The organism is Yoonia sp. JB2-21, from assembly GCF_055693545.1.
This window is the reverse complement of the sequence record NZ_JBVFUC010000001.1, coordinates 2913944-2932696: the sequence shown is the minus strand read 5'-3', so window position 1 is coordinate 2932696 and position 18753 is coordinate 2913944. Positions and strand designations below refer to the sequence as shown.

Annotated in this window: 20 protein-coding genes and 2 pseudogenes; 13 read left to right on the top strand and 9 right to left on the bottom strand. The window is 55.7% G+C overall.

The genetic code is table 11. The annotated features are described in order from the left end of the window. Nucleotides 1-7: 7 nt before the first annotated feature. A complete protein-coding gene (locus ACZ1G5_RS14875) occupies nt 8-238 on the bottom strand; it encodes a DUF2842 domain-containing protein (RefSeq protein WP_472733582.1) in 231 nt (76 codons plus the stop codon). 6 nt (nt 239-244) lie between these two features. Continuing rightward, on the bottom strand, nt 245-1537 hold the full coding sequence (locus ACZ1G5_RS14870) for an adenylosuccinate synthase (RefSeq protein WP_472733581.1): 1293 nt from the start codon (nt 1535-1537) through the stop codon (nt 245-247). A gap of 165 nt (nt 1538-1702) precedes the next feature. Between ACZ1G5_RS14870 and ACZ1G5_RS14865 the strand changes: the two genes are divergently transcribed. From ACZ1G5_RS14865 to ACZ1G5_RS14850, 4 genes and pseudogenes are all read left to right on the top strand, one after another. Beyond that, nucleotides 1703-2332: a LysE family translocator gene (locus ACZ1G5_RS14865; RefSeq protein ID WP_472733580.1), complete on the top strand. Its 630-nt coding sequence runs from the start codon at nt 1703-1705 to the stop codon at nt 2330-2332. Between the two features lie 83 nt (nt 2333-2415). Then, nucleotides 2416-2812: pseudogene (locus ACZ1G5_RS14860) on the top strand (DUF6524 family protein). 76 nt (nt 2813-2888) lie between these two features. After that, nucleotides 2889-3242 (top strand): preprotein translocase subunit SecG, encoded by a 354-nt coding sequence (secG, locus tag ACZ1G5_RS14855; protein WP_472733579.1) that lies wholly within the window; start codon nt 2889-2891, stop codon nt 3240-3242. A 159-nt stretch (nt 3243-3401) separates the two neighbouring features. Beyond that, nucleotides 3402-5045, top strand: coding sequence for a CTP synthase (locus tag ACZ1G5_RS14850; RefSeq protein ID WP_472733578.1), 1644 nt, complete (start codon nt 3402-3404; stop codon nt 5043-5045). Between the two features lie 51 nt (nt 5046-5096). On the opposite strand, the gene ACZ1G5_RS14845 is transcribed toward ACZ1G5_RS14850, so the two are convergent. Further along, nucleotides 5097-5846, bottom strand: a complete 750-nt coding sequence (locus ACZ1G5_RS14845; protein ID WP_472733577.1) for a MipA/OmpV family protein — start codon at nt 5844-5846, stop codon at nt 5097-5099. A gap of 135 nt (nt 5847-5981) precedes the next feature. Between ACZ1G5_RS14845 and ACZ1G5_RS14840 the strand changes: the two genes are divergently transcribed. The 5 genes from ACZ1G5_RS14840 to ACZ1G5_RS14820 all read left to right on the top strand — a co-directional run bounded on the left by ACZ1G5_RS14840 (nt 5982) and on the right by ACZ1G5_RS14820 (nt 9577). After that, nucleotides 5982-6773: a 23S rRNA (adenine(2030)-N(6))-methyltransferase RlmJ gene (locus ACZ1G5_RS14840; RefSeq protein WP_472733576.1), complete on the top strand. Its 792-nt coding sequence runs from the start codon at nt 5982-5984 to the stop codon at nt 6771-6773. A gap of 5 nt (nt 6774-6778) precedes the next feature. Next, entirely contained in the window at nt 6779-7216 is a 438-nt protein-coding gene (locus tag ACZ1G5_RS14835; RefSeq protein ID WP_472733575.1) for a tellurite resistance TerB family protein, read from the top strand. Beyond that, nucleotides 7213-7971: a phosphate/phosphite/phosphonate ABC transporter substrate-binding protein gene (locus ACZ1G5_RS14830; RefSeq protein WP_472733574.1), complete on the top strand. Its 759-nt coding sequence runs from the start codon at nt 7213-7215 to the stop codon at nt 7969-7971. The genes ACZ1G5_RS14835 and ACZ1G5_RS14830 overlap by 4 nt, the downstream gene beginning before the upstream one ends. Nucleotides 7972-8056: 85 nt before the next feature. After that, nucleotides 8057-8830: an ABC transporter ATP-binding protein gene (locus tag ACZ1G5_RS14825; RefSeq protein ID WP_472733573.1), complete on the top strand. Its 774-nt coding sequence runs from the start codon at nt 8057-8059 to the stop codon at nt 8828-8830. 24 nt (nt 8831-8854) lie between these two features. After that, nucleotides 8855-9577 carry a transporter substrate-binding domain-containing protein gene (locus ACZ1G5_RS14820; protein WP_472733572.1) on the top strand — a complete coding sequence of 241 codons (723 nt, stop codon included), beginning with the start codon at nt 8855-8857 and terminating at the stop codon, nt 9575-9577. A 48-nt stretch (nt 9578-9625) separates the two neighbouring features. Here the strand turns inward: ACZ1G5_RS14820 and ACZ1G5_RS14815 are convergent, their stop codons facing one another. Further along, on the bottom strand, nt 9626-10708 hold the full coding sequence (locus ACZ1G5_RS14815) for an NAD(P)/FAD-dependent oxidoreductase (protein ID WP_472733571.1): 1083 nt from the start codon (nt 10706-10708) through the stop codon (nt 9626-9628). Between the two features lie 107 nt (nt 10709-10815). Between ACZ1G5_RS14815 and ACZ1G5_RS14810 the strand changes: the two genes are divergently transcribed. From ACZ1G5_RS14810 to ACZ1G5_RS14795, 4 genes and pseudogenes are all read left to right on the top strand, one after another. Continuing rightward, on the top strand, nt 10816-11700 hold the full coding sequence (locus tag ACZ1G5_RS14810) for an ABC transporter permease (protein ID WP_472733570.1): 885 nt from the start codon (nt 10816-10818) through the stop codon (nt 11698-11700). After that, nucleotides 11697-12503: an ABC transporter permease gene (locus ACZ1G5_RS14805; RefSeq protein WP_472733569.1), complete on the top strand. Its 807-nt coding sequence runs from the start codon at nt 11697-11699 to the stop codon at nt 12501-12503. Before ACZ1G5_RS14810 ends, ACZ1G5_RS14805 begins: the two co-directional genes overlap by 4 nt. Then, nucleotides 12500-13830 (top strand): annotated as a pseudogene (locus ACZ1G5_RS14800) (glutamine synthetase family protein). Before ACZ1G5_RS14805 ends, ACZ1G5_RS14800 begins: the two are co-directional and overlap by 4 nt. 30 nt (nt 13831-13860) lie before the next feature. Further along, complete coding sequence (locus ACZ1G5_RS14795; RefSeq protein ID WP_472733568.1) at nt 13861-14550, top strand: type 1 glutamine amidotransferase; 690 nt, start codon at nt 13861-13863, stop codon at nt 14548-14550. Nucleotides 14551-14627: 77 nt separating this feature from the next. Here ACZ1G5_RS14795 and ACZ1G5_RS14790 read toward each other — a convergent pair whose 3' ends face one another. From ACZ1G5_RS14790 to ACZ1G5_RS14770, 5 genes are all read right to left on the bottom strand, one after another. Next, a complete protein-coding gene (locus tag ACZ1G5_RS14790) occupies nt 14628-14792 on the bottom strand; it encodes a hypothetical protein (protein WP_472733567.1) in 165 nt (54 codons plus the stop codon). 80 nt (nt 14793-14872) lie between these two features. Next, nucleotides 14873-15421 (bottom strand): polyhydroxyalkanoate synthesis repressor PhaR, encoded by a 549-nt coding sequence (gene phaR, locus ACZ1G5_RS14785; protein ID WP_472733566.1) that lies wholly within the window; start codon nt 15419-15421, stop codon nt 14873-14875. Nucleotides 15422-15490: 69 nt separating this feature from the next. Continuing rightward, on the bottom strand, nt 15491-16222 hold the full coding sequence (locus ACZ1G5_RS14780; protein WP_472733565.1) for a class I SAM-dependent methyltransferase: 732 nt from the start codon (nt 16220-16222) through the stop codon (nt 15491-15493). Between the two features lie 102 nt (nt 16223-16324). Then, the gene (locus ACZ1G5_RS14775; RefSeq protein WP_472733564.1) at nt 16325-16774 is read right to left on the bottom strand and encodes a phasin family protein; all 450 of its coding nucleotides are present in this window, start codon (nt 16772-16774) and stop codon (nt 16325-16327) included. A 145-nt stretch (nt 16775-16919) separates the two neighbouring features. Continuing rightward, nucleotides 16920-18716 (bottom strand): PHA/PHB synthase family protein, encoded by a 1797-nt coding sequence (locus ACZ1G5_RS14770; protein WP_472733563.1) that lies wholly within the window; start codon nt 18714-18716, stop codon nt 16920-16922. Nucleotides 18717-18753 lie beyond the last annotated feature (37 nt).

Here is an 18753-nt window from a genome sequence, read left to right as displayed (position 1 = left end):
TTGGTCGCTAGTTTTGGTTCTGGTCCGGGTCAGGCTGCCCGATCCCTTTGAAGACCCATTTCAGCGGAAACGCCCAGCCGATCCCGAGTGCAACGTAGACCAATAACTCGACCACCCAGGGGAACCGCACCTCTTGCGTCATCATCCCGCTCATGATGGTCACCGCAAGGATGATGTAGACCGGCAGCCCCACCACCAGTACAAAAATCGATAGCCGCTTGCGTCCTTTGTACGTCATCTCACCTCAATCCGCGAAAGGGTCTGTCACCAGAATGGTGTCATCTCTTTCTGGTGAGGTGGAAACTAGGGCGACGGGGCAGTCGATCAACTCTTCGATGCGACGCACATATTTGATGGCTTGTGCAGGTAGGTCGGCCCAAGAGCGCGCACCTTCGGTGGATTCAGACCAGCCCGCGATTTCTTCATAGACTGGTGTGCATCGGGCCTGCTGGTCGGCTGCTGTTGGCAGATAATCCAATGCCTTACCATCCAATTCGTAGCCCACGCAAATCTTGAGCGTTTCAAAACCATCCAAAACATCAAGCTTTGTCAGCGAGATACCGGACACACCTGATGTCGCACAGGTTTGGCGCACGAGGCACGCGTCGAACCAACCACAGCGACGCTTGCGCCCGGTGGTCGTGCCAAATTCATGGCCGCGTTCGCCCAAACGCTGGCCGTCTTGGTCCTCCAACTCGGTCGGGAACGGACCTTCGCCCACGCGGGTTGTGTAGGCTTTGACGATACCCAGCACGAAATCAATCGCGCCGGGGCCCACACCCACACCGGTGGCAGCCTGCCCGGCAATCACGTTTGAGGACGTCACGAAAGGATAGGTGCCAAAGTCGATATCCAACAGCGCCCCTTGCGCCCCTTCGAACAAGATACGTTTGCCCGCCTTGCGCTTTTCATTCAGCACTTTCCAGACCGGGGCGGCATATTCCAAAATACCGGGTGCGACCTCGCGCAGCTTCGCCAGCACCGCATCGCGATCAATCGGGTCAAGGCCGAGACCGCGGCGCAAGGCATCATGGTGGACCAAAGCGCGATCAAGGCGCAGTTCCAGCGTGGCATCATCAGCCAGATCAGCCACGCGGATTACACGGCGCCCGACCTTGTCTTCGTAGCATGGCCCGATGCCGCGCCCGGTGGTGCCGATTTTGGCAACAGAATTCTGGTTCTCGCGGGCGCGGTCCAGTTCACCGTGGAAGGGCAGGATCAGCGGCGTGTTTTCGGCGATCATCAATGTCTCGGGCGTGATTGACACACCTTGGGTACGCAGGGTTTCAATCTCGCCCAGCAGATGCCACGGATCAAGCACCACGCCATTGCCAATGACAGACAGCTTTCCGCCACGCACAACACCGGATGGCAGCGCATGCAGCTTAAAGACCTCACCGTCAATAACCAGCGTGTGGCCTGCATTGTGCCCGCCCTGAAAGCGCGCGATCACATCAGCCCGTTCCGAGAGCCAGTCAACGATCTTGCCTTTGCCTTCATCGCCCCATTGGGCACCGACGACCACAACATTTGCCATAGGTTTGTCTTCCTTTGCTGAACCGACGCCCCCTATATCGGCGTGCAGTGTGTTGGGAAAGGCGGAAATTCACTCCGGCCCCGGCAACCCTATCCAGAAGCCGCGTTTGACCGGCTGCCCTGTTGCAAACTACCTTACAGGCAGAAACCAAAAGAGAGCACGCCAATGGCCATTGAAACCTATCTTCTTTATCTTGCGGCCGTGGCGGTCTTCTTTGCAACACCACCTGACACCAGCCAGCTTTTGATCATTTCCAACAGTATGCGGCATGGCCTGCGCCGTAGCGCATATACGATTGCGGATGATCTCTCGGCCAATTGCATCCAAATGACGGCAGCGGCCTTTGGACTGGCGGCAATCATCGCGACATCTGCGAGCGCATTTGTCTGGATCAAATGGCTGGGTGTGGCCTATCTGGTTTGGATCGGTGTCCAGCTTATCCGGACCAAAGAGCCGAAAAAAGACATCCGCGCGCCTGCACCCAATCAATCCTTGCGTCTGTTTCGCCAAGGGTTTGTGACGTCGATGGCAAACCCGTTTGCAGTGGTATTCTTCGGCGCGCTGTTTCCGCAGTTCATTGATCCGGCGCTGCCAATTCTCCCGCAGTTACTGATCTTGGGCGCTACTTATCTGGTGGTGGATGGCGCGACGCTATTGCTATGGGGCTGGGTCAGCGTGCGCGCCGCATCAGCACTGAAAGATCGCTCATTTGGGCGGATCAACAAAATCTGTGGCAGCCTGATGATCGCGGCAGCGGCCCTTTTGGCCACAAAGGACTTTGAACCGCAGCGATAAGATATGCCGCGCAATGGTAGTGGCTGGACACATCACGACCCAAACGGCATGTTTGCGCAAAGACGAAAGAAGTGAGGCATAACATGGGTTTCATCATCCGCTGGATCTTTGCATTTGTGTTGCTGGCGGCGACATATAATCCCACTCAGTGGAACTATGTCCGCTGGGCTATGGAAAATGTGGATACAGAATCTTCCAATGACTGTGCTTTTTGGGCTCGTGCTGTTTGTGGGTTACATCATCTATCTGCGTGCCACGCTCCGCTCTATCGGCATTTTCGGGATGATCTTGATCCTGGCAGTGGTGGGTACCTTGCTTTGGGTTCTGTTCGACCAAGGGGTGATCAGTCTGGACAATCCATCGCTGAATGCATGGATCGGGATATTTGCGCTTTCCATCGTTTTGGCCATCGGACTGTCATGGTCCATCGTACGCCGTCGCCTGACCGGACAGGCGGACATGGATGATGTCGACGAATAAGCGCTGTTCAGGGGTTGCGGGAAAGCCTTACAGCTTTTAGATACCGCGTGTTCGCGAACGCCCTGAAAGGCAAGACATGGAAAACGTCGTCCTCATCATTCACCTGATCCTTGCGCTCAGTCTGATCGGTACTGTGCTTTTGCAGCGCTCTGAGGGTGGTGGTCTTGGCATGGGCGGCGGCGGCGGTGCGACCGGTTCCCGCCCTGCCCCAACAGCGATGAGCAAATTCACATGGGCACTTGCCGTGGCATTTATCTGCACCTCAATTGCGCTGACGCTGATTTCGGCAAGCAATACAGCAGGTTCGTCCGTGACCGACCGCCTGGGCATTGATCCAAATGCAAATGGCGTGGAAGTGCCCGATCTTGGCGACAGCCTTTTGCCACCGTCATTGGGCGATGATGACCCTCTGGTGCCAGCCGGCGAATAACCACTAGCAGTTGCCCTGCCACTGCGCGGGGCAACATGATGTTGCGTCAGTGGTTGCCAATCGTGACCGAATCCGCTACATCTCAAACCCCGTGATGATGCGTATTTTCGGGTGCGCTTTCCCACAGTTTTTGGAATTTTTCACGGGGGTCCCCTGCCGATGGCGCGCTTTATTTTTATTACCGGCGGTGTGGTGTCTTCTCTTGGAAAAGGGCTCGCCTCTGCGGCTCTTGGCGCACTTTTGCAGGCCCGCGGCTATTCTGTGCGGTTGCGCAAGCTTGATCCCTATCTGAATGTTGACCCGGGTACGATGTCGCCATTTGAACATGGCGAGGTTTTTGTCACCGATGATGGTGCGGAAACCGACCTTGATCTTGGTCATTACGAGCGGTTCACTGGGGTCCCCGCACGCAACACCGACTCGGTCAGTTCCGGACGCATCTATTCGACCGTTTTGGAAAAGGAACGCCGGGGCGATTATCTGGGCAAGACCATTCAGGTGGTCCCGCATGTCACGAACGAGATCAAAGATTTCCTGTCGATTGGCGAAGATGAAGTTGATTTCATGCTCTGCGAAATCGGCGGCACGGTAGGTGACATCGAAGGGCTGCCCTTTTTTGAGGCCATCCGCCAATTTGCCCACGACAAGCCGCGCGGTCAGTGCATTTTCATGCACCTGACCTTGCTGCCCTATCTGGCAGCATCCGGGGAATTGAAGACAAAGCCGACCCAGCACTCGGTCAAAGAATTGCAATCCATCGGGATCGCCCCCGATATTCTGGTATGCCGCTCAGAGCACCCGATCCCGGAAAAAGAGCGCGAGAAAATCGCGCTGTTCTGCAATGTACGCAAACAATGTGTCGTTGCCGCTTATGACCTGAAATCCATTTATGAGGCACCGCTGGCTTATCACAAACAGGGGCTGGATCAGGCGGTGCTGGATGCGTTTGATATCTCTCCTGCACCACAGCCGAAACTGGACGTCTGGCACGATGTCTATGACCGCATTCACAACCCCGAAGGCAAAGTGAAAATCGCTATTGTCGGCAAATACACCCAGCTTGAGGACGCCTATAAATCCATCGCGGAGGCTCTGACGCATGGCGGCATGCACAACCGCGTCAAGGTTAAGATCGAATGGGTTGACGCAGAATTATTCGATAATGAGGATGCGACCCCTTTCTTGGAGGGGTTCCATGCGATCCTTGTTCCCGGCGGGTTTGGCGAACGCGGCACCGAAGGCAAAATCAAGGCCGCACAATTCGCCCGTGAAAAAAAGATCCCCTATCTGGGCATCTGTCTTGGCATGCAAATGGCCGTGATCGAGGCCGCCCGCAACGTGGCTGGCATGGCCAAAGCCGGATCAGAAGAGTTTGACCATGAAGCCGGTAAGAAGCGCTTTGAACCGGTTGTCTATCACCTGAAGGAATGGGTGCAGGGTAATCATAAGGTGGCCCGCAAAGCCGACGACGATAAAGGCGGCACCATGCGTCTGGGCGCCTATAATGCCACCCTCACCGAAGGGTCGAAAGTGGCCGAGGTTTATGGCGGCACCGCCATCGAAGAACGGCACCGACACCGCTATGAGGTGGATGTGAAGTACCGCGAAACACTTGAAAAAGCTGGGCTGCAATTCTCTGGCATGTCACCCGACGGCAAACTACCCGAGATCGTGGAATGGAAAGATCACCCTTGGTTTATCGGTGTGCAGTTTCACCCGGAACTAAAGTCGAAACCATTTGCACCACATCCGCTGTTTGCCGATTTTGTGCGGGCAGCGGTTGAGACGTCACGGCTGGTCTAGACGGACAATGTCAGAAACAAGTCTTGCCCGCCCGCGGGTAAGAGCCAGCCTTTAGAATCCGAACGTAATACGGCGTGTCAAAACAAGACTGCCGCTTAGCTGATCCTCTGATTGCGTGATCGGACTGTCGGCCGCATCATCGCGTAGTTGTTCGTACTTCAGCGTACCCACCACTTCCCAATCATCGTTCAGCGCATAAGTGGCCTCAGCCCGCGCACCGGCACTGATGACACCGCCGCGCGCGTCAAAGGCATCAAAGCTGCTGACCGCACTTTCGGCCGCACTGACCCCAAAATAGGTTTGCGCATAGTCATCGTCGCCCAAAAGAATGCGCGGTCCAGCCTTGAACGTCAGCTGATCGGTAGGGCGATAGTAGAGATCACTACCTAATTCAGCGACGACCGACTCATGGCCTATGAACCCGTACCGCAATTTGGCAAAGACTTCATAGTCAGGTGCTGTAAATTCCAGCCCGCCACCAAGCTCGAGCGTAGGATCGATATCGTCCAAACCTTCCAGTTCTTCGAATTCATCGGCCGTCCGCGCACCGACAAAGCGGAACGATCCACCAAATCCAAGGCCATAATTCTCTTCTTCGCCAAAGCTGCGACTGCCAAATCTCAGGCGCTCAAGCTGGAACTTGGGGCTCACGCCGGGATCGAGATCGTCATCCCCAAAATAGCCGGGACTGAGCGATGGCCCCAGTCCAAACCGGAACTCAATCCCATTGGCCTGCTCTAGCGAAACCGCGGCGAGCGGTGCGCTGATCAGCATAACGGCCAGAATAAATTTTTCGTGCATATGAGTGCCTTCCGTCTTCATCCTACAAGTAGCGCCCATCATCACGCAAGCAACAGGGGAAAGTTGGGCGATTTTCGGCACATAGACACTCTTTCTTCACTGCGTTAAGCCAACAGCGACATCAGGGGCGGCCTTATGCTTTCATATCAACACATCTATCACGCCGGTAATCTTGCCGACGTGCACAAGCACAGCATGCTGGCATGGGTTTTGTCGTATATGACCCGCAAGGACAAACCGCTGTCCTACCTTGAAACTCATGCCGGGCGTGGGCTTTACGATTTGCAGGACGCGGCGGCGCGCAAGACCGGTGAAGCGGCGAAGGGGATTGCGGTGGCGCAGGGCTGGTTCGCTGCCGATCATCCCTATGCCAAGGTTTTGGCGCGTATTCGGGCCAAACACGGACCGGACGCCTACCCCGGTTCTCCGCTGATTGCGGCTGAAAGCCTGCGCCAGATTGATACGATCCACCTGTCAGAGCTGCACCCGCAGGAATTTGCCGCCCTCAAAGACAATATGGCCCCCTATGGCGGCATTTTCCGGCAGAAGGACGGGTGGGATATGGCCATGTCTTTGTGTCCACCAGACCCGCGTCGCGGTTTGTTGCTGATTGACCCTTCTTTTGAGGTTAAAACGGATTATCAGACAATCCCCCAGACAATTGCGAAGCTGCATCGCAAATGGGGCGTTGGGGTCATCATCCTCTGGTATCCGCTTTTGACCGACGGCCCCCATCAACCCATGATCAAAGCTTTGAAAAACACTCTGCCAGAGGCGTTGACCCATGAGGTCAGGTTTCCGCCAGCCCGGCCCGGTCACCGTATGGTGGGATCAGGATTATTTGTCGTGAACCCCCCTTACGGGTTGGCGCAAGAGGCCGCGTGTCTGACTGCCCTCTTTCAAGATCGGCTTGGTCGCCTTATGTAGACGGTATGTTCACTGATCTTCTTCGGCGTCTGACCGCCCCCGACCCAAAAGCCTTGCCTGATGTTGACTGTCGTTTGGCCCTTGGTGCCTTACTCGTGCGCATCGCCCGGACAGATGGCGACTATGCCGCGTCCGAGATCGTACAAATCGATCAGACGCTGATGAAACGCTACGACCTGTCGCAGCCGGAGGCGGCTGCACTGCGCGCGGAATGTGAAGCGTTGGAAGCAGAAGCACCAGATACGGTGCGCTTTACCCGCGCGATCAAGGACACCGTGTCTTATGAGAACCGCGTCGGTGTGATCGAAGCGCTCTGGTCGGTTGTGATGGCCGATGGCGTTCGTGACGACGAAGAAGACAGCATGATGCGGATGACCGCGTCTTTATTGGGCGTATCCGATCAGGACAGTCACCGGGCCCGTCTCAAAGTCAGCGCTGGATGATTGCCAGCCTGCCGATGTATGCGCGCGCGTCCAACCGGGCGGCGCACGATGCGCTGTGGGCGTTGATCAGGGATAGTTTGCGCGATCGTGGACTCAACGCGCCCGATGCGCTGGATCATGAAACCGATCATATGGAGGGCTGGGCGCGCAAGGACCTTGTCCTGAGCCAGATTTGCAATCTGCCATACCGCGCAAAATTCAAGGATCATGTGACGCTGATCGGTGCTGCCGACTATGGGTTGGCAGAGTGCCAGCCCGGATATTATCGCAGTCTGTTTGTTGCATGCGCCGACAGTGCAGCGCAGGCACCCGAAGATCTGGCACAAGCAAGGTTTGTCTGTAACGATCTGCTATCCCAATCAGGCTACGGCGCGCCCCAACTTTGGGCGGCGGCACGCGGATTCCAGTTCAAGACGCTTGCCGAAACCGGCAGTCACCACGCCAGCATTGCCGCAATCGCAGAGGGAGCCGCCGACATTGCGGCCATTGACGCACAGACCTGGTGGATTGAAGCGGCGGAACATCCGCTCGCGGATCAACTCAAGATCATTGGGCAAACGGATCAATCCCCGGGGCAGAGCTTTGTCACGCGCAAAGGGCAGAACCCGGTACTGTATTTTGCGGCTATCGCGGATGCGATCACACGGCTGTCGCCGCACGATTCTGCGACTCTCGGGCTCAAGGGTATCATTGCACTTCCGCCATGTGCCTATGATCTGCCATTTCCGCCAACGCACGCGGCAATTCCCGTCTGACGCTGGGTCAACCTGCTGCAGACCGTTGCAAAAGCCTGCAAAATCGGCACTACTGCCCGCTGAAATTACGAAAAGCTGCACCAACGTGACAAACGCTGCCCCCGTCATCGAAATTCGCAATCTTCACAAAGCCTATGGCGATCTTGAGGTCCTCAAAGGTGTCGATGTTGTCGCCCCTGCGGGCCATGTGGTGTCCCTGATCGGGTCGTCCGGATCTGGCAAATCCACGCTGCTACGCTGCGCGAACCTGCTTGAAGACAGCCAGCAGGGCGATGTGGTATTCTGTGGTGAACCTGTCACCTGGAAAGGTGCCGGAGGGACCCGCCATCCGGGGGATCATGATCAGATGATCCGTATCCGTACCAACCTGTCGATGGTCTTTCAGCAGTTCAACCTTTGGGCGCATATGACCATTCTGCAAAACGTGATGGAAGCGCCCGTAACTGTCTTGAGACGCGATCAGACAGAGGTTGAGGCCGCGGCCCGTAAATATCTTGCCAAAGTCGGAATCGGCGACAAATGCGATGCTTATCCCGCCCAGCTCTCGGGCGGGCAACAACAACGGGCTGCCATTGCGCGTGCCCTGTGCATGGAGCCCAAAGCGCTGCTGTTTGATGAACCAACCAGCGCCTTGGACCCAGAACTGGAACAGGAAGTTGTGAAGGTGATCAAAGACCTCGCGGCCGAGGGACGCACGATGATTATCGTCACGCACGATATGCGTCTGGCCGCCGATGTCAGCGATCACGTTGTCTTCCTGCACCAAGGAAAGATCGAAGAAGAGGGCCCACCGGCCACGCTCTTTGGTCAACCAAAAACCGAACGGTTGCGGGGATTCCTCTCTGCAACTGTCTCATAATACTCATCAATCGGGAGAAAACTGATGAAAAACCTTATCCTTTCAACGGCTGCACTAGCCGTCGCAGGTTCCATGACATTCGCCGATGGCCACGCTGTCGTCCGTCTTGGCACCGAAGGCGCCTATCCTCCGTACAACTTTCTTAATGACGACGGCGAAGTCGACGGCTTTGAACGTGAAGTGGGTGATGAGCTTTGCGCCCGCGCTGAACTGACCTGCGAGTGGGTCACCAACGAGTGGGACAGCATTATCCCCAACCTCGTGTCTGGCAACTACGATGTGATCATCGCCGGCATGTCCATCACGGATGAGCGTGACGAAGTCATCGACTTCTCAGAGGCGTACACACAGCCTGATCCGTCCGCATATCTTGCAATGTCTGCCGACGTTGATCTGGAAGGTGGCGTCATTGCTGCGCAAACCGGCACAATTCAGGCTGCTTTCGTGGCCAACACGGGTGCCACATTGCTGGAATTCGCAACGCCTGACGAAACGGTTGCAGCTGTAAAGTCAGGCGAAGCTGATGCGGTTCTTGCTGACAAATCATTCCTTCAGCCCATCGCAGATGCTGATGGCGACGTCATGCTGCTGGAGCAGGAAGAACTGATCGGCGGCGGTGTTGGTCTTGGTGTGCGCGAAAGCGACGGTGAACTGCGCGACAAGCTGTCTGCTGCGATCGTATCCATGAAGGAAGACGGTTCGCTGAATGCGTTGATCGAAAAATGGGGCGTTGGCGCACCATTCTAAAGCCTGCCTTCGGAACCGATGAAAGGGTCGCTTTTTTTGGCGGCCCTTTTACGTTTTGGCAAAGCGTTGTGGGCGGTAAGGGGCCAACATCGCGGTACTTGCATTGTCTATCGCAGCATCAAGGTCCTTCGCGATCAGTTCTGCCATCACCGGACCCAGCGTGATCCCGGAATGCATCACCGCCACGTAGAGCCCATCGTTCAGCGCGCCGACGATAGGCAGATTATCAGCGGGCATCGGCCTTTCGGCCCGCACGATGTCGCTCCATTGTGCGTCGTCCAACCCACTGCATAGCCCACGCAAGCGCGCCATAGCGTCCTCTGCCGCAGCATCGGGCGTTTGTGTCAGACGTGTCGTTTGATCGCCCTGATGCCCCGCAACGATCGGCATCAATATTTGCCCGTTGGGCTCTTGCCTGATTTCGCCAATTGGCGTGGCCAGAATATGGGCAAGCATGGGCGGCTGCGGTGTTGTGCGCATAACGTAGGCGGGGCGCGGCACCAACCGGACGTGATGCCCTGCGGTTTGCGCCAAGGCCTGTGTGCCGATCCCCGCAGCAACAATCACTTGATCAGTGGCGATCAACCCTTGCGTTGTTTGAACGCCAATGGTGCGGTCGCCCTGCATCGCAATGCCCGTCACACTGACGTTGCGGATCACACGGGCCCCGTATTTTTGCGCCGCCCAAAGCAGTTGCCCGGCAATATCGGCAGAGTGCGCCGCCCCCTCGCTTGGAAAGAACAACGCTTTGTCTGGAACGGCTTTCAGGCTGGGTTCGCGTGCCGCGATCTGCACTTGGTTGAGTGTTTCGACGGGATATCCAAAGCCCTGCAACTCGGCCGACGTCCGGTCCATGTCAGGCCCATCCATGTCCCAGCACAGACACCCCTGCCAAGTCACGCTTAGGGGTTCGTTCTGCAACAGTCTGCGCCATGCGGCGATCCCTTCGGCCCGCAACCGATGGTGATCGGCATCGATGAAAAAGCTGGCATTGATCCAACCAAATGATGCCGCTGTCGCATCGCCGCCGCCTGCGCAGACGACACGCACATCCTGTCCGGTTTTGGCCAGTTGCAGCGCTGTCGCCGCCCCGATCATCCCGGCACCGACGATCACAATAGATTGCGGCATGCGTAAAAGGTCCTCAGTTGAAAACGACTATGCAATATTGGCGACAATGCGTTGACAGACAAGGGAGATTCATGGACGGATAAATGGCGAAGCGTTGAAGGCGATTGATGTTCAGTTACTGCACAGACCCGGCTAGCCTTGAAGGCCTTACATGGCTTAGCTGCTATCTGACCACCATCAAACATATGTCGATGTACTATGCCGTCGGCACGGTCTTGTTGCTGTTGGCGATCACCGCCCCGACATCACTTGCCTTTGGTTTTGCGGGTGCTTCGGCTGCGCGCAGCGCGTTCGCACCGCTGCGCTGGATCGGGAAAACCTACATTGCAGTGGTCCGCGGGATCCCTGACATCGCTTTCTTTTTGTTCTTCGTCATCGCGCTTGATCAAGCGTTTGAGTATCTGCGCCACCGGGTCAAATGCCCGGACTGGGAAGAGCCTGTCCGCCAAGGCAATGACTTTATCGTCTGCGCGGCGGCAAAACTGCCTTTGGGGAACGCCCCACAATGGGTCCATGAAACCTACGGCTTCATGCTTGCTGTCCTGACCTTTGCGATCGTCTTTGGCGCATTTGCGGCCAATGTCCTTTTTGGTGCGATGCGCGCTGTACCAAGAGGCCAATTAGAAACAGCAGAGGCCTATGGGATGAGCCGCCGCCAGACATTCTGGCGCGTGCTGGTCCCGCAAATGTGGGTCTACGCCTTGCCCGGCCTTTCGAACCTTTGGATGGTACTAATCAAGGCCACACCATTGCTGTTTCTTCTGGGGGTCGAGGATATCGTCTATTGGGCCCGCGAATTGGGCGGCGCGAAGCAGCCGCAATTCACCGACTACCCGCACCCTGATTGGCGGATGTGGTATTTCGCAGCCTTGCTGGTGTTTTATCTGTGTTTCACCAAAGTATCAGAGGTCGTCTTGGACCGGATCATGGCCAAACTGACCCATGGCCAAGCGACTGCCGCAGGCGAGCGGCAGCGAAAGGCGGCAGCATGAGTTGCTGGGAAACCATCGCAGACTATGCGTTGCGCAGCCAAGGTATTGGTGAGCGCCTGTTACCGCGTACTGATTTTACGCTGTGCCAGCAGTTCGTCCTGATCGGCTCTGGCATGATCTGGAATATCTACTTTGGCGTTGTCGCACTTTGTTCTGGTTTCTTTCTCGCCACAGCTGTTGCGATGGGCAAGGCCGCGCAGAACCCGCTGTTTCGCAAGCCTGCTGAATGGTTTATCTTCGTCTTCCGCGGCTCACCACTGTTTATTCAGTTCTTCTTTGCCTATTTCCTGTTCCTCAGCCTCAAAGGCGTCTACCCGTTCTTCAGCCCGCTGACATCGGCATGGCTCGGCGCCTTGGTTGTCCTGTTCCTGAACACCGCCGCCTATTCGGGCGAGATTTTCTACGGCGCGCTGCAATCTATCCCCAAGGGCGATACAGAGGCGGCAGACGCTTACGGTCTGTCGGGATGGTCGCGCTTTCGACGGGTAATATGGCCTACAATGCTGCGGTTGGCATGGCCCGCCTATACGAATGAGGCGATCTTTCTGTTTCACGCAACGACCTTGGTGTTCTTTTCCGGCTTCCCCGCCACGCAACAACGGGGCGATGCGCTTTATTATGCAAACTACTTTGCAGATAAGACGTTTAACCCTTTCGTGCCCTATCCGATCCTCGCAGGATATTTCATCATCCTAACATTGATCGTAATTGGTATCTTTGGGCTGGTGAACAACCGTCTGAACCGTCATCTTCCGCAGGAGCGGCGCAAACCCATGAAACTCAAACCACAGATTATCAGATGAGTTGGCTCGACGATCATCCCGAAATCCGAAATTTACGTTGCGGTGCTGCCGATTTGAACGGACAAGCGCGCGGTAAACGCGTGCCGCGCCGGTTCGCAGAGAAGCTCGAGAAGGATGGCACACGGTTTCCACTTTCCGTTCTGAACCTTGATATCTGGGGCGAAGATATCGACGATAGCCCCCTGGTGTTTGAGACCGGCGACGCAGATGGTTTGTTGCTACCGACCGAGCGTGGCTATGTGCCGATGCCATGGCTGGCAGCACCCTCTGCCATTTTGCCGCTTTGGGCTTTCTACGACGATGGCACACCGTTCACCGGCGACCCACGCCACGCGTTGGCGCGCGTTCTTGACCGGTATTACGACCGTGGTCTGACCCCGGTGGCCGCGACCGAGATGGAGTTCTATCTGGTCGACGACAGCGGGAAAGAAATCCGGCAACCTAAATCCCCGCGGTCAGGCAAACGCCGGGCAGGCGCCGAAATCCTGTCACTGCGGGCGCTTGATGCGTTTGATGGGTTTTTCAATGAACTTTATGAGGCGTGTGATGCGATGAATATCCCCGCTGAGGCCGCGATCTCAGAGGGGGTGTTGGTCAGTTTGAGGTTAACCTAGAGCATGTTCCCGATGCGCTGAAAGCCGCAGATGACGCCTGGCTTTTCAAGATGCTGGTGCGGGGTCTGGCGCGCAACCACGGCATGGCGGCAAGCTTTATGGCCAAACCTTATGAAGACTATGCTGGCAACGGGCTGCACACGCATTTTTCGGTGATCGACAAGGACGGCAACAACGCATTTGCCAATGGCACGCACGAAGGCACGCCGCTGCTACAAAACGCGATTGCCGGATGTCTTGCAGGTATCCCCGAGCTTGCTCTGATCTTTGCTCCCCACGGCAACAGCTATGAACGGCTGGTGCCGGGGGCCCATGCGCCCACCAGCATCTGCTGGGCCTATGACAACCGAACGGCTTCGGTGCGCGTTCCCGGTGGGAGTTATGCCGCGCGCCGCATTGAACATCGGCTGGCCGGTGGTGACGTGAACCCATACCTGTTTCTTGCCGCTGTACTCGGATCCGCTCTGGTCGGGATTGAAGATGCCATGACACCCCCCGCCCCCATTACCGGCAACGCCTATGACCAAAAGCTGCCGCAAGTGCCCGGCACGTGGGAGGATGCAATCAACGCGTTTGAGACCAGCGCGTTGGCAAAACGGATCTTCGATCCACAACTCGTCGACAATCTGATCCGCACGAAACGACAAGAGATGGCGCATTTCGCGGAAATGACGCCAGAAGAACAGATCGACCACTATCTCGATCTGGTGTAAGTTGATCATAATATCCAAAATGAGACTTACATGAAAATCGGCATCCTGCAGACCGGCCACGCGCCCGATGAAATCATTGCGGACCGCGGCGACTTTGACGCCCATTTCCAGCGCTTGCTGGACGGCCACGGCTTTCAGTTCGTCACTTACAATGTGGTTGATATGCAGTTTCCTGATGCGATCACCGATTGCGATGGCTGGCTTGTGACCGGGTCCAAGCATGGGGCCTATGAGGACCACCCTTTCATTCCGCCGCTAGAGGCGCTGATCCGGGGGGTCTATGCCGCTGATATACCGATGGTTGGGATCTGTTTTGGGCACCAGATCATCGCGCAGGCGCTGGGTGGCAAGGTCGAGAAATTCGCGAAAGGTTGGGCTGTGGGCCGCCGCGAATATGACTGGCAAGGCGCATCCGTCGCACTCAATGCGTGGCATCAGGATCAGGTGACGCAACGCCCAGCCGATGCGACCGTGATTGCCGGCAATGACTTTTGCGAAAACGCAGCGCTGATCTACGGCAGGCGCGCGTTCACCGTGCAGCCACATCCAGAGTTTGACGCGACATTTGTCGAAGGGCTCGCCACCCATCGAGGCCCCGGCCTGGTGCCAGACACGCAGTTGGCCGAGGTGCGTGAGAATCTGTCGCGCCCAATCGACAACGCTCGCGTCGCTGGTCAAATCGCCCAGTTTTTCAAGGAACGGATTGTCACCTCAGGTTAGGTCTGCGTTAACCTTATTCGTCGACTGTCTTGTCTATGCAAAACATACATTCATTCAGACCAGTCGGTTTCGATTAGTTAGCGCAAGTTTTCCAGTGTCAGGCGGCACGCAATGGCGGTGTGATCCGAAAACAAGTCACCGATGTTGACCACGCGGTTGGTATCAGCGCGTTCGTAGCCGAGGTCAGACGCAGGCGATTTCGGTTGGTGCGGACCGATCACCACTTCGTCGTCATCTGTCACGATGGGCCAACCGAGATTATCTGTTGAGTAACCAAATTTCTGGAAATTTGGTAAAACAACACCTTACTGGAAATATGTTGTTACTTACTCATCTTCGAGAGTTTTTCTTGCAATGCAGCCAACTGGCTTTTGATCTCACCCAGATCGCCCTCGTCCTTTTCCGCGTCGGAATCAGACGTGCCCGTGCCAGGTATCATGCCGCCCGTCATGGCCTTGAAGAACGCTTCTTGCTGCGCGCGCATTGCTTCAAAGCCCGGCATATTCGCCATCGGGTTCGCCTTACCCATATTCTCCATCGCCTTGGATTGCCCCTCGCGCAGCATGTCGAAACTCGCCTGCAAGAACTGGGGCACAACGGACGCGGCTTGGCTTGTATAGCTGCGCACCAGATCTGTCAGCACATCAACAGGCAACACACTTTCGCCACGGCTTTCGTGTTCTGCGATAATTTGCAACAGGTATTGGCGGGTCAGGTCATCGCCGGATTTGAGGTCAACAATCTGCACCTCACGGCCTTCACGGATAAAGACGGCGATATCTTCGAGAGTAACGTAATCGCTGGTCTCGGTGTTATACAGGCGACGGCTCGCGTACCGCTTGATGAGCAGTGGTTTGTCAGTTGTGGCCACGGGCGTCCCTCCACAGGCATGTTGCGGTGCAGAGAAGCCTATGCCGCGTCTGCGCAAAAAGAAAGATATTTACGCGATACCTAAGGTCATAATGATTTCAGGACTGTCGCTGGCCAAGGGGCTTTGGTCCCAGTCGCCGTAGATCGCGTGCACCTGCAGCCCCGCGCCAACCGACAACCGCCTAAGGTCATCCGCATTCGCAAACCGCAGCAGACTATGTGAAACCAAACGCTTATCCGGGAAGACGTAGATGGATCGGAACGCAACGGTTTCGTCATTTACGGTATCCAGCTCGTGCCATTCTGTTACCTGCCGCCCATCGGGGAGTTGACGGGTTACCGTCGTATGGTCCTGCATCCAGTTTTCCCAAGCCCGCACCGTCGGGTTCCGTGTCTCAAAGACCAACCGGCCACCGGGGCTTAGGCGCTGACGTACCGCCGAGAAAAACGCACTGATCTCAGCATCGCTCAACATGCACTGAAACGCGTGACCGATCATGTAAATCAAGTCAAAAGGGTCGGTCTGATGGTCCGCCAGACGACCACAGTCCCATCGTACCTTATCGCCACCTGGGGCGCTTGCAGCAAAGTCCAGCATCTGCGGTGCAGGATCCAGCCCGATAACATCGTGCCCCTGACCCGCAATCTTGCGTGCAATCATCCCGGTTCCACATCCTACGTCCAGGACACGGATTGGTTCCAAGCCGGCTAAGGACGCATAAAACTCCCGGTCGCGGCTCCAGCCATTGAAGACATCATAAAGCGCAACAAGATCTGGGTCTGTATAGTGCAAGTCGATCATGCGCCATCATGCATCCAAATGCCGCAAAAACAAAAGACGGCCCGCTTTCGCGCACCGTCTTTCAAAAATCATGCCCTCAGGGAGAGGCAAGGGTGATTTCATTTACTTTGCAGCAGTTGCTTTTTTCGCAGCAGCTGTCAGCTCTGTCTGTGCTTTCTTGGCAGCAGCAGTCATGTCCTCGGACATGTCTTTGCCAGCGGCCAGAACAAGTTCCATAGTCTGTGTCTGAACTTTTTTCGCGATTTCAGCGAAAGCAGACATATGCTCTGCAGCGCTTTCAGCAGAGGCAGATGCGAAATCTGTCATTGCTTTTGCATAGTCAGCAGGCTCTGATTTTGCTTTGGACATTGCTTCGATCTTGGCAAGTGTGTCCTGTGTCCACTTTGCGGACAGCTCGGAAGATTTACCAGCTGCGTCGATTGCGACTGCGGACATTTTCTCGGCCAGAGCAGTCTGGTTCTTGAACTGCGCTTCCATTGCTTTGGTGTCGACCGGGAACGCGCCTGTCATGTCTTTGAAGATCGCTGTGAAGTCTTGTGTTTTCGTAGCCATTGTAATCAGCCTTTCGGGTTGGGTGCGGGGGACACCCGCTGTTATCTCGTGACACCAATATGCGTGCTGCACTGCAGCATTTCAAGTATTTTTTCTGCACTGCAGCATAATTTTTCTGCGATCGCGAATTGCCTTGAGATTTCGGCTACTTATTGATGACATACGTCCCCGGTGCCGCGGTCAAAACCGGGTGATTGTCGTCTCCTGGCGTGCGTCCTGTGACTTTTTTGCCTGACTTTTTGGACAACCAGGCATCCCAACGCGGCCACCAGGATCCTTCATGTTTGTCCGCGGCATCCAGCCAATCATCCGCCGTCAGCCCCAACTCTGGGTTCGTATAGTGACCGTATTTCTTTTTGGCGGGCGGATTGATGATGCCAGCAATATGGCCACTTTCAGATAGAATGAATGTTTTGTCCTTGGATCCCATTTTGGTGACCCCGGTATAGCTGCTTTTCCACGCGGCGATATGATCGGTTTCACAGGCAATCGCGCATAGAGGGACGGTGACGTCGTTGATCGTTACGGTTTCGCCAGCGATCTCGAACCCGTCGGTCGCAAACCTGTCGTTCTGACAAAGCCCCCGCAGGTACTCGACCGACATTTTGGCGGGCAGGTTTGTTCCATCCCCGTTCCAATAGAGCAAATCAAACGCCGGGGGCGCCTTGCCCATCATATAACTTTTGATCGCGGGGCCATAGATCAGGTCGTTGGATCGCAGATAAGAGAAGGTCCGCGACATAAAGAACGAATCCAGCACGCCGCTTTCTTCCACTTCGGCCTCGATCCCATCGACAAAGTCGTCGTCAAGAAAAACCCCGACCTCACCCCGGTCAGAGAAATCAGTCAGTGTGGTGAAAAACGTCGCGCTATTCACCGAAGTATCCTTGCGCTTTTTCATCAACGCGAGTGTGAGGGACAGCGTCGTGCCTGCAATGCAATAGCCAACGGCATTCACCTTCTTGACGCCACAAATATCCTTCACCTCTTTGATGGCCGTCAGATACCCATCTTCGACATAGTCGGTCATCGACGTGTCGCGATAGCCCGCGTCAGGGTTCACCCATGACACCACAAATACTGTATAACCCTGTTCAACCGCCCATTTGATCAGGCTGTTTTGCGGTTTGAGGTCAAGAATGTAGAACTTGTTGATCCAAGGCGGGAAGATGATGAGCGGTGTCTCATACACTTTCTCGGTGGTGGGTGCATATTGGATCAACTCAAACATATGGTTGCGGAAAACAACGGAACCGGGGGTCGTGGCCAGGTTTTCCCCCAAGGTAAACGCGTTCTTGTCGGCCAAGGTCACAACCAGATCGCCGTCGTTGGCTTCCAGGTCGGCGATCATATTCTCTAACCCCGCCACAAGGCTTTCGCCTTCTGTTTCGGCGGCCAATGCCAATGCTTCGGGGTTTGTGGGCAGAAAATTGGTTGGACTGATCATATCAACCATCTGCTGGCTAAAGTAGCGCAACCGCTTCTTTTCCTCAGAATCGAGCGTGTCGATATCTTCAACCGCCTGCTGCACCGCAGAAGCATTCATCAGATATTGCTGCTTGATAAAGTTGAAGTAGGGGTTCGTTTCCCACAGTTCGTGACTAAAGCGACGATCTTTGGGGGTCTCGTCTGTTGGCGGTTCCAGCTTGCCCTGCGCCAGAAGGTGCTGCGCCTCGACATAATGCTTCACCGATTTGCCCCAAAATTCCAACTGATGCTCGATCAGTTTGGCAGGATTGTGCATCATTTCAGTCATATAGGCAGTGGCCGCTTTGACATAGAGCTCTTGGCTGGGGCCCTGTAGCGAGGGTGCCACTTGGCGACCGTGGCCCATCACCTTCAACAAACGTTGGGTCAGCTCCTCGACACGTGCAAGATTAGCTTCCAGTTTCGCCGCATTTTTGCCAACTGTTTCTTGTACACCGAAATCGTTTGTTGTCATTTTGACGTTCCTATGCCTATGCTGCAGGTGCAGCATA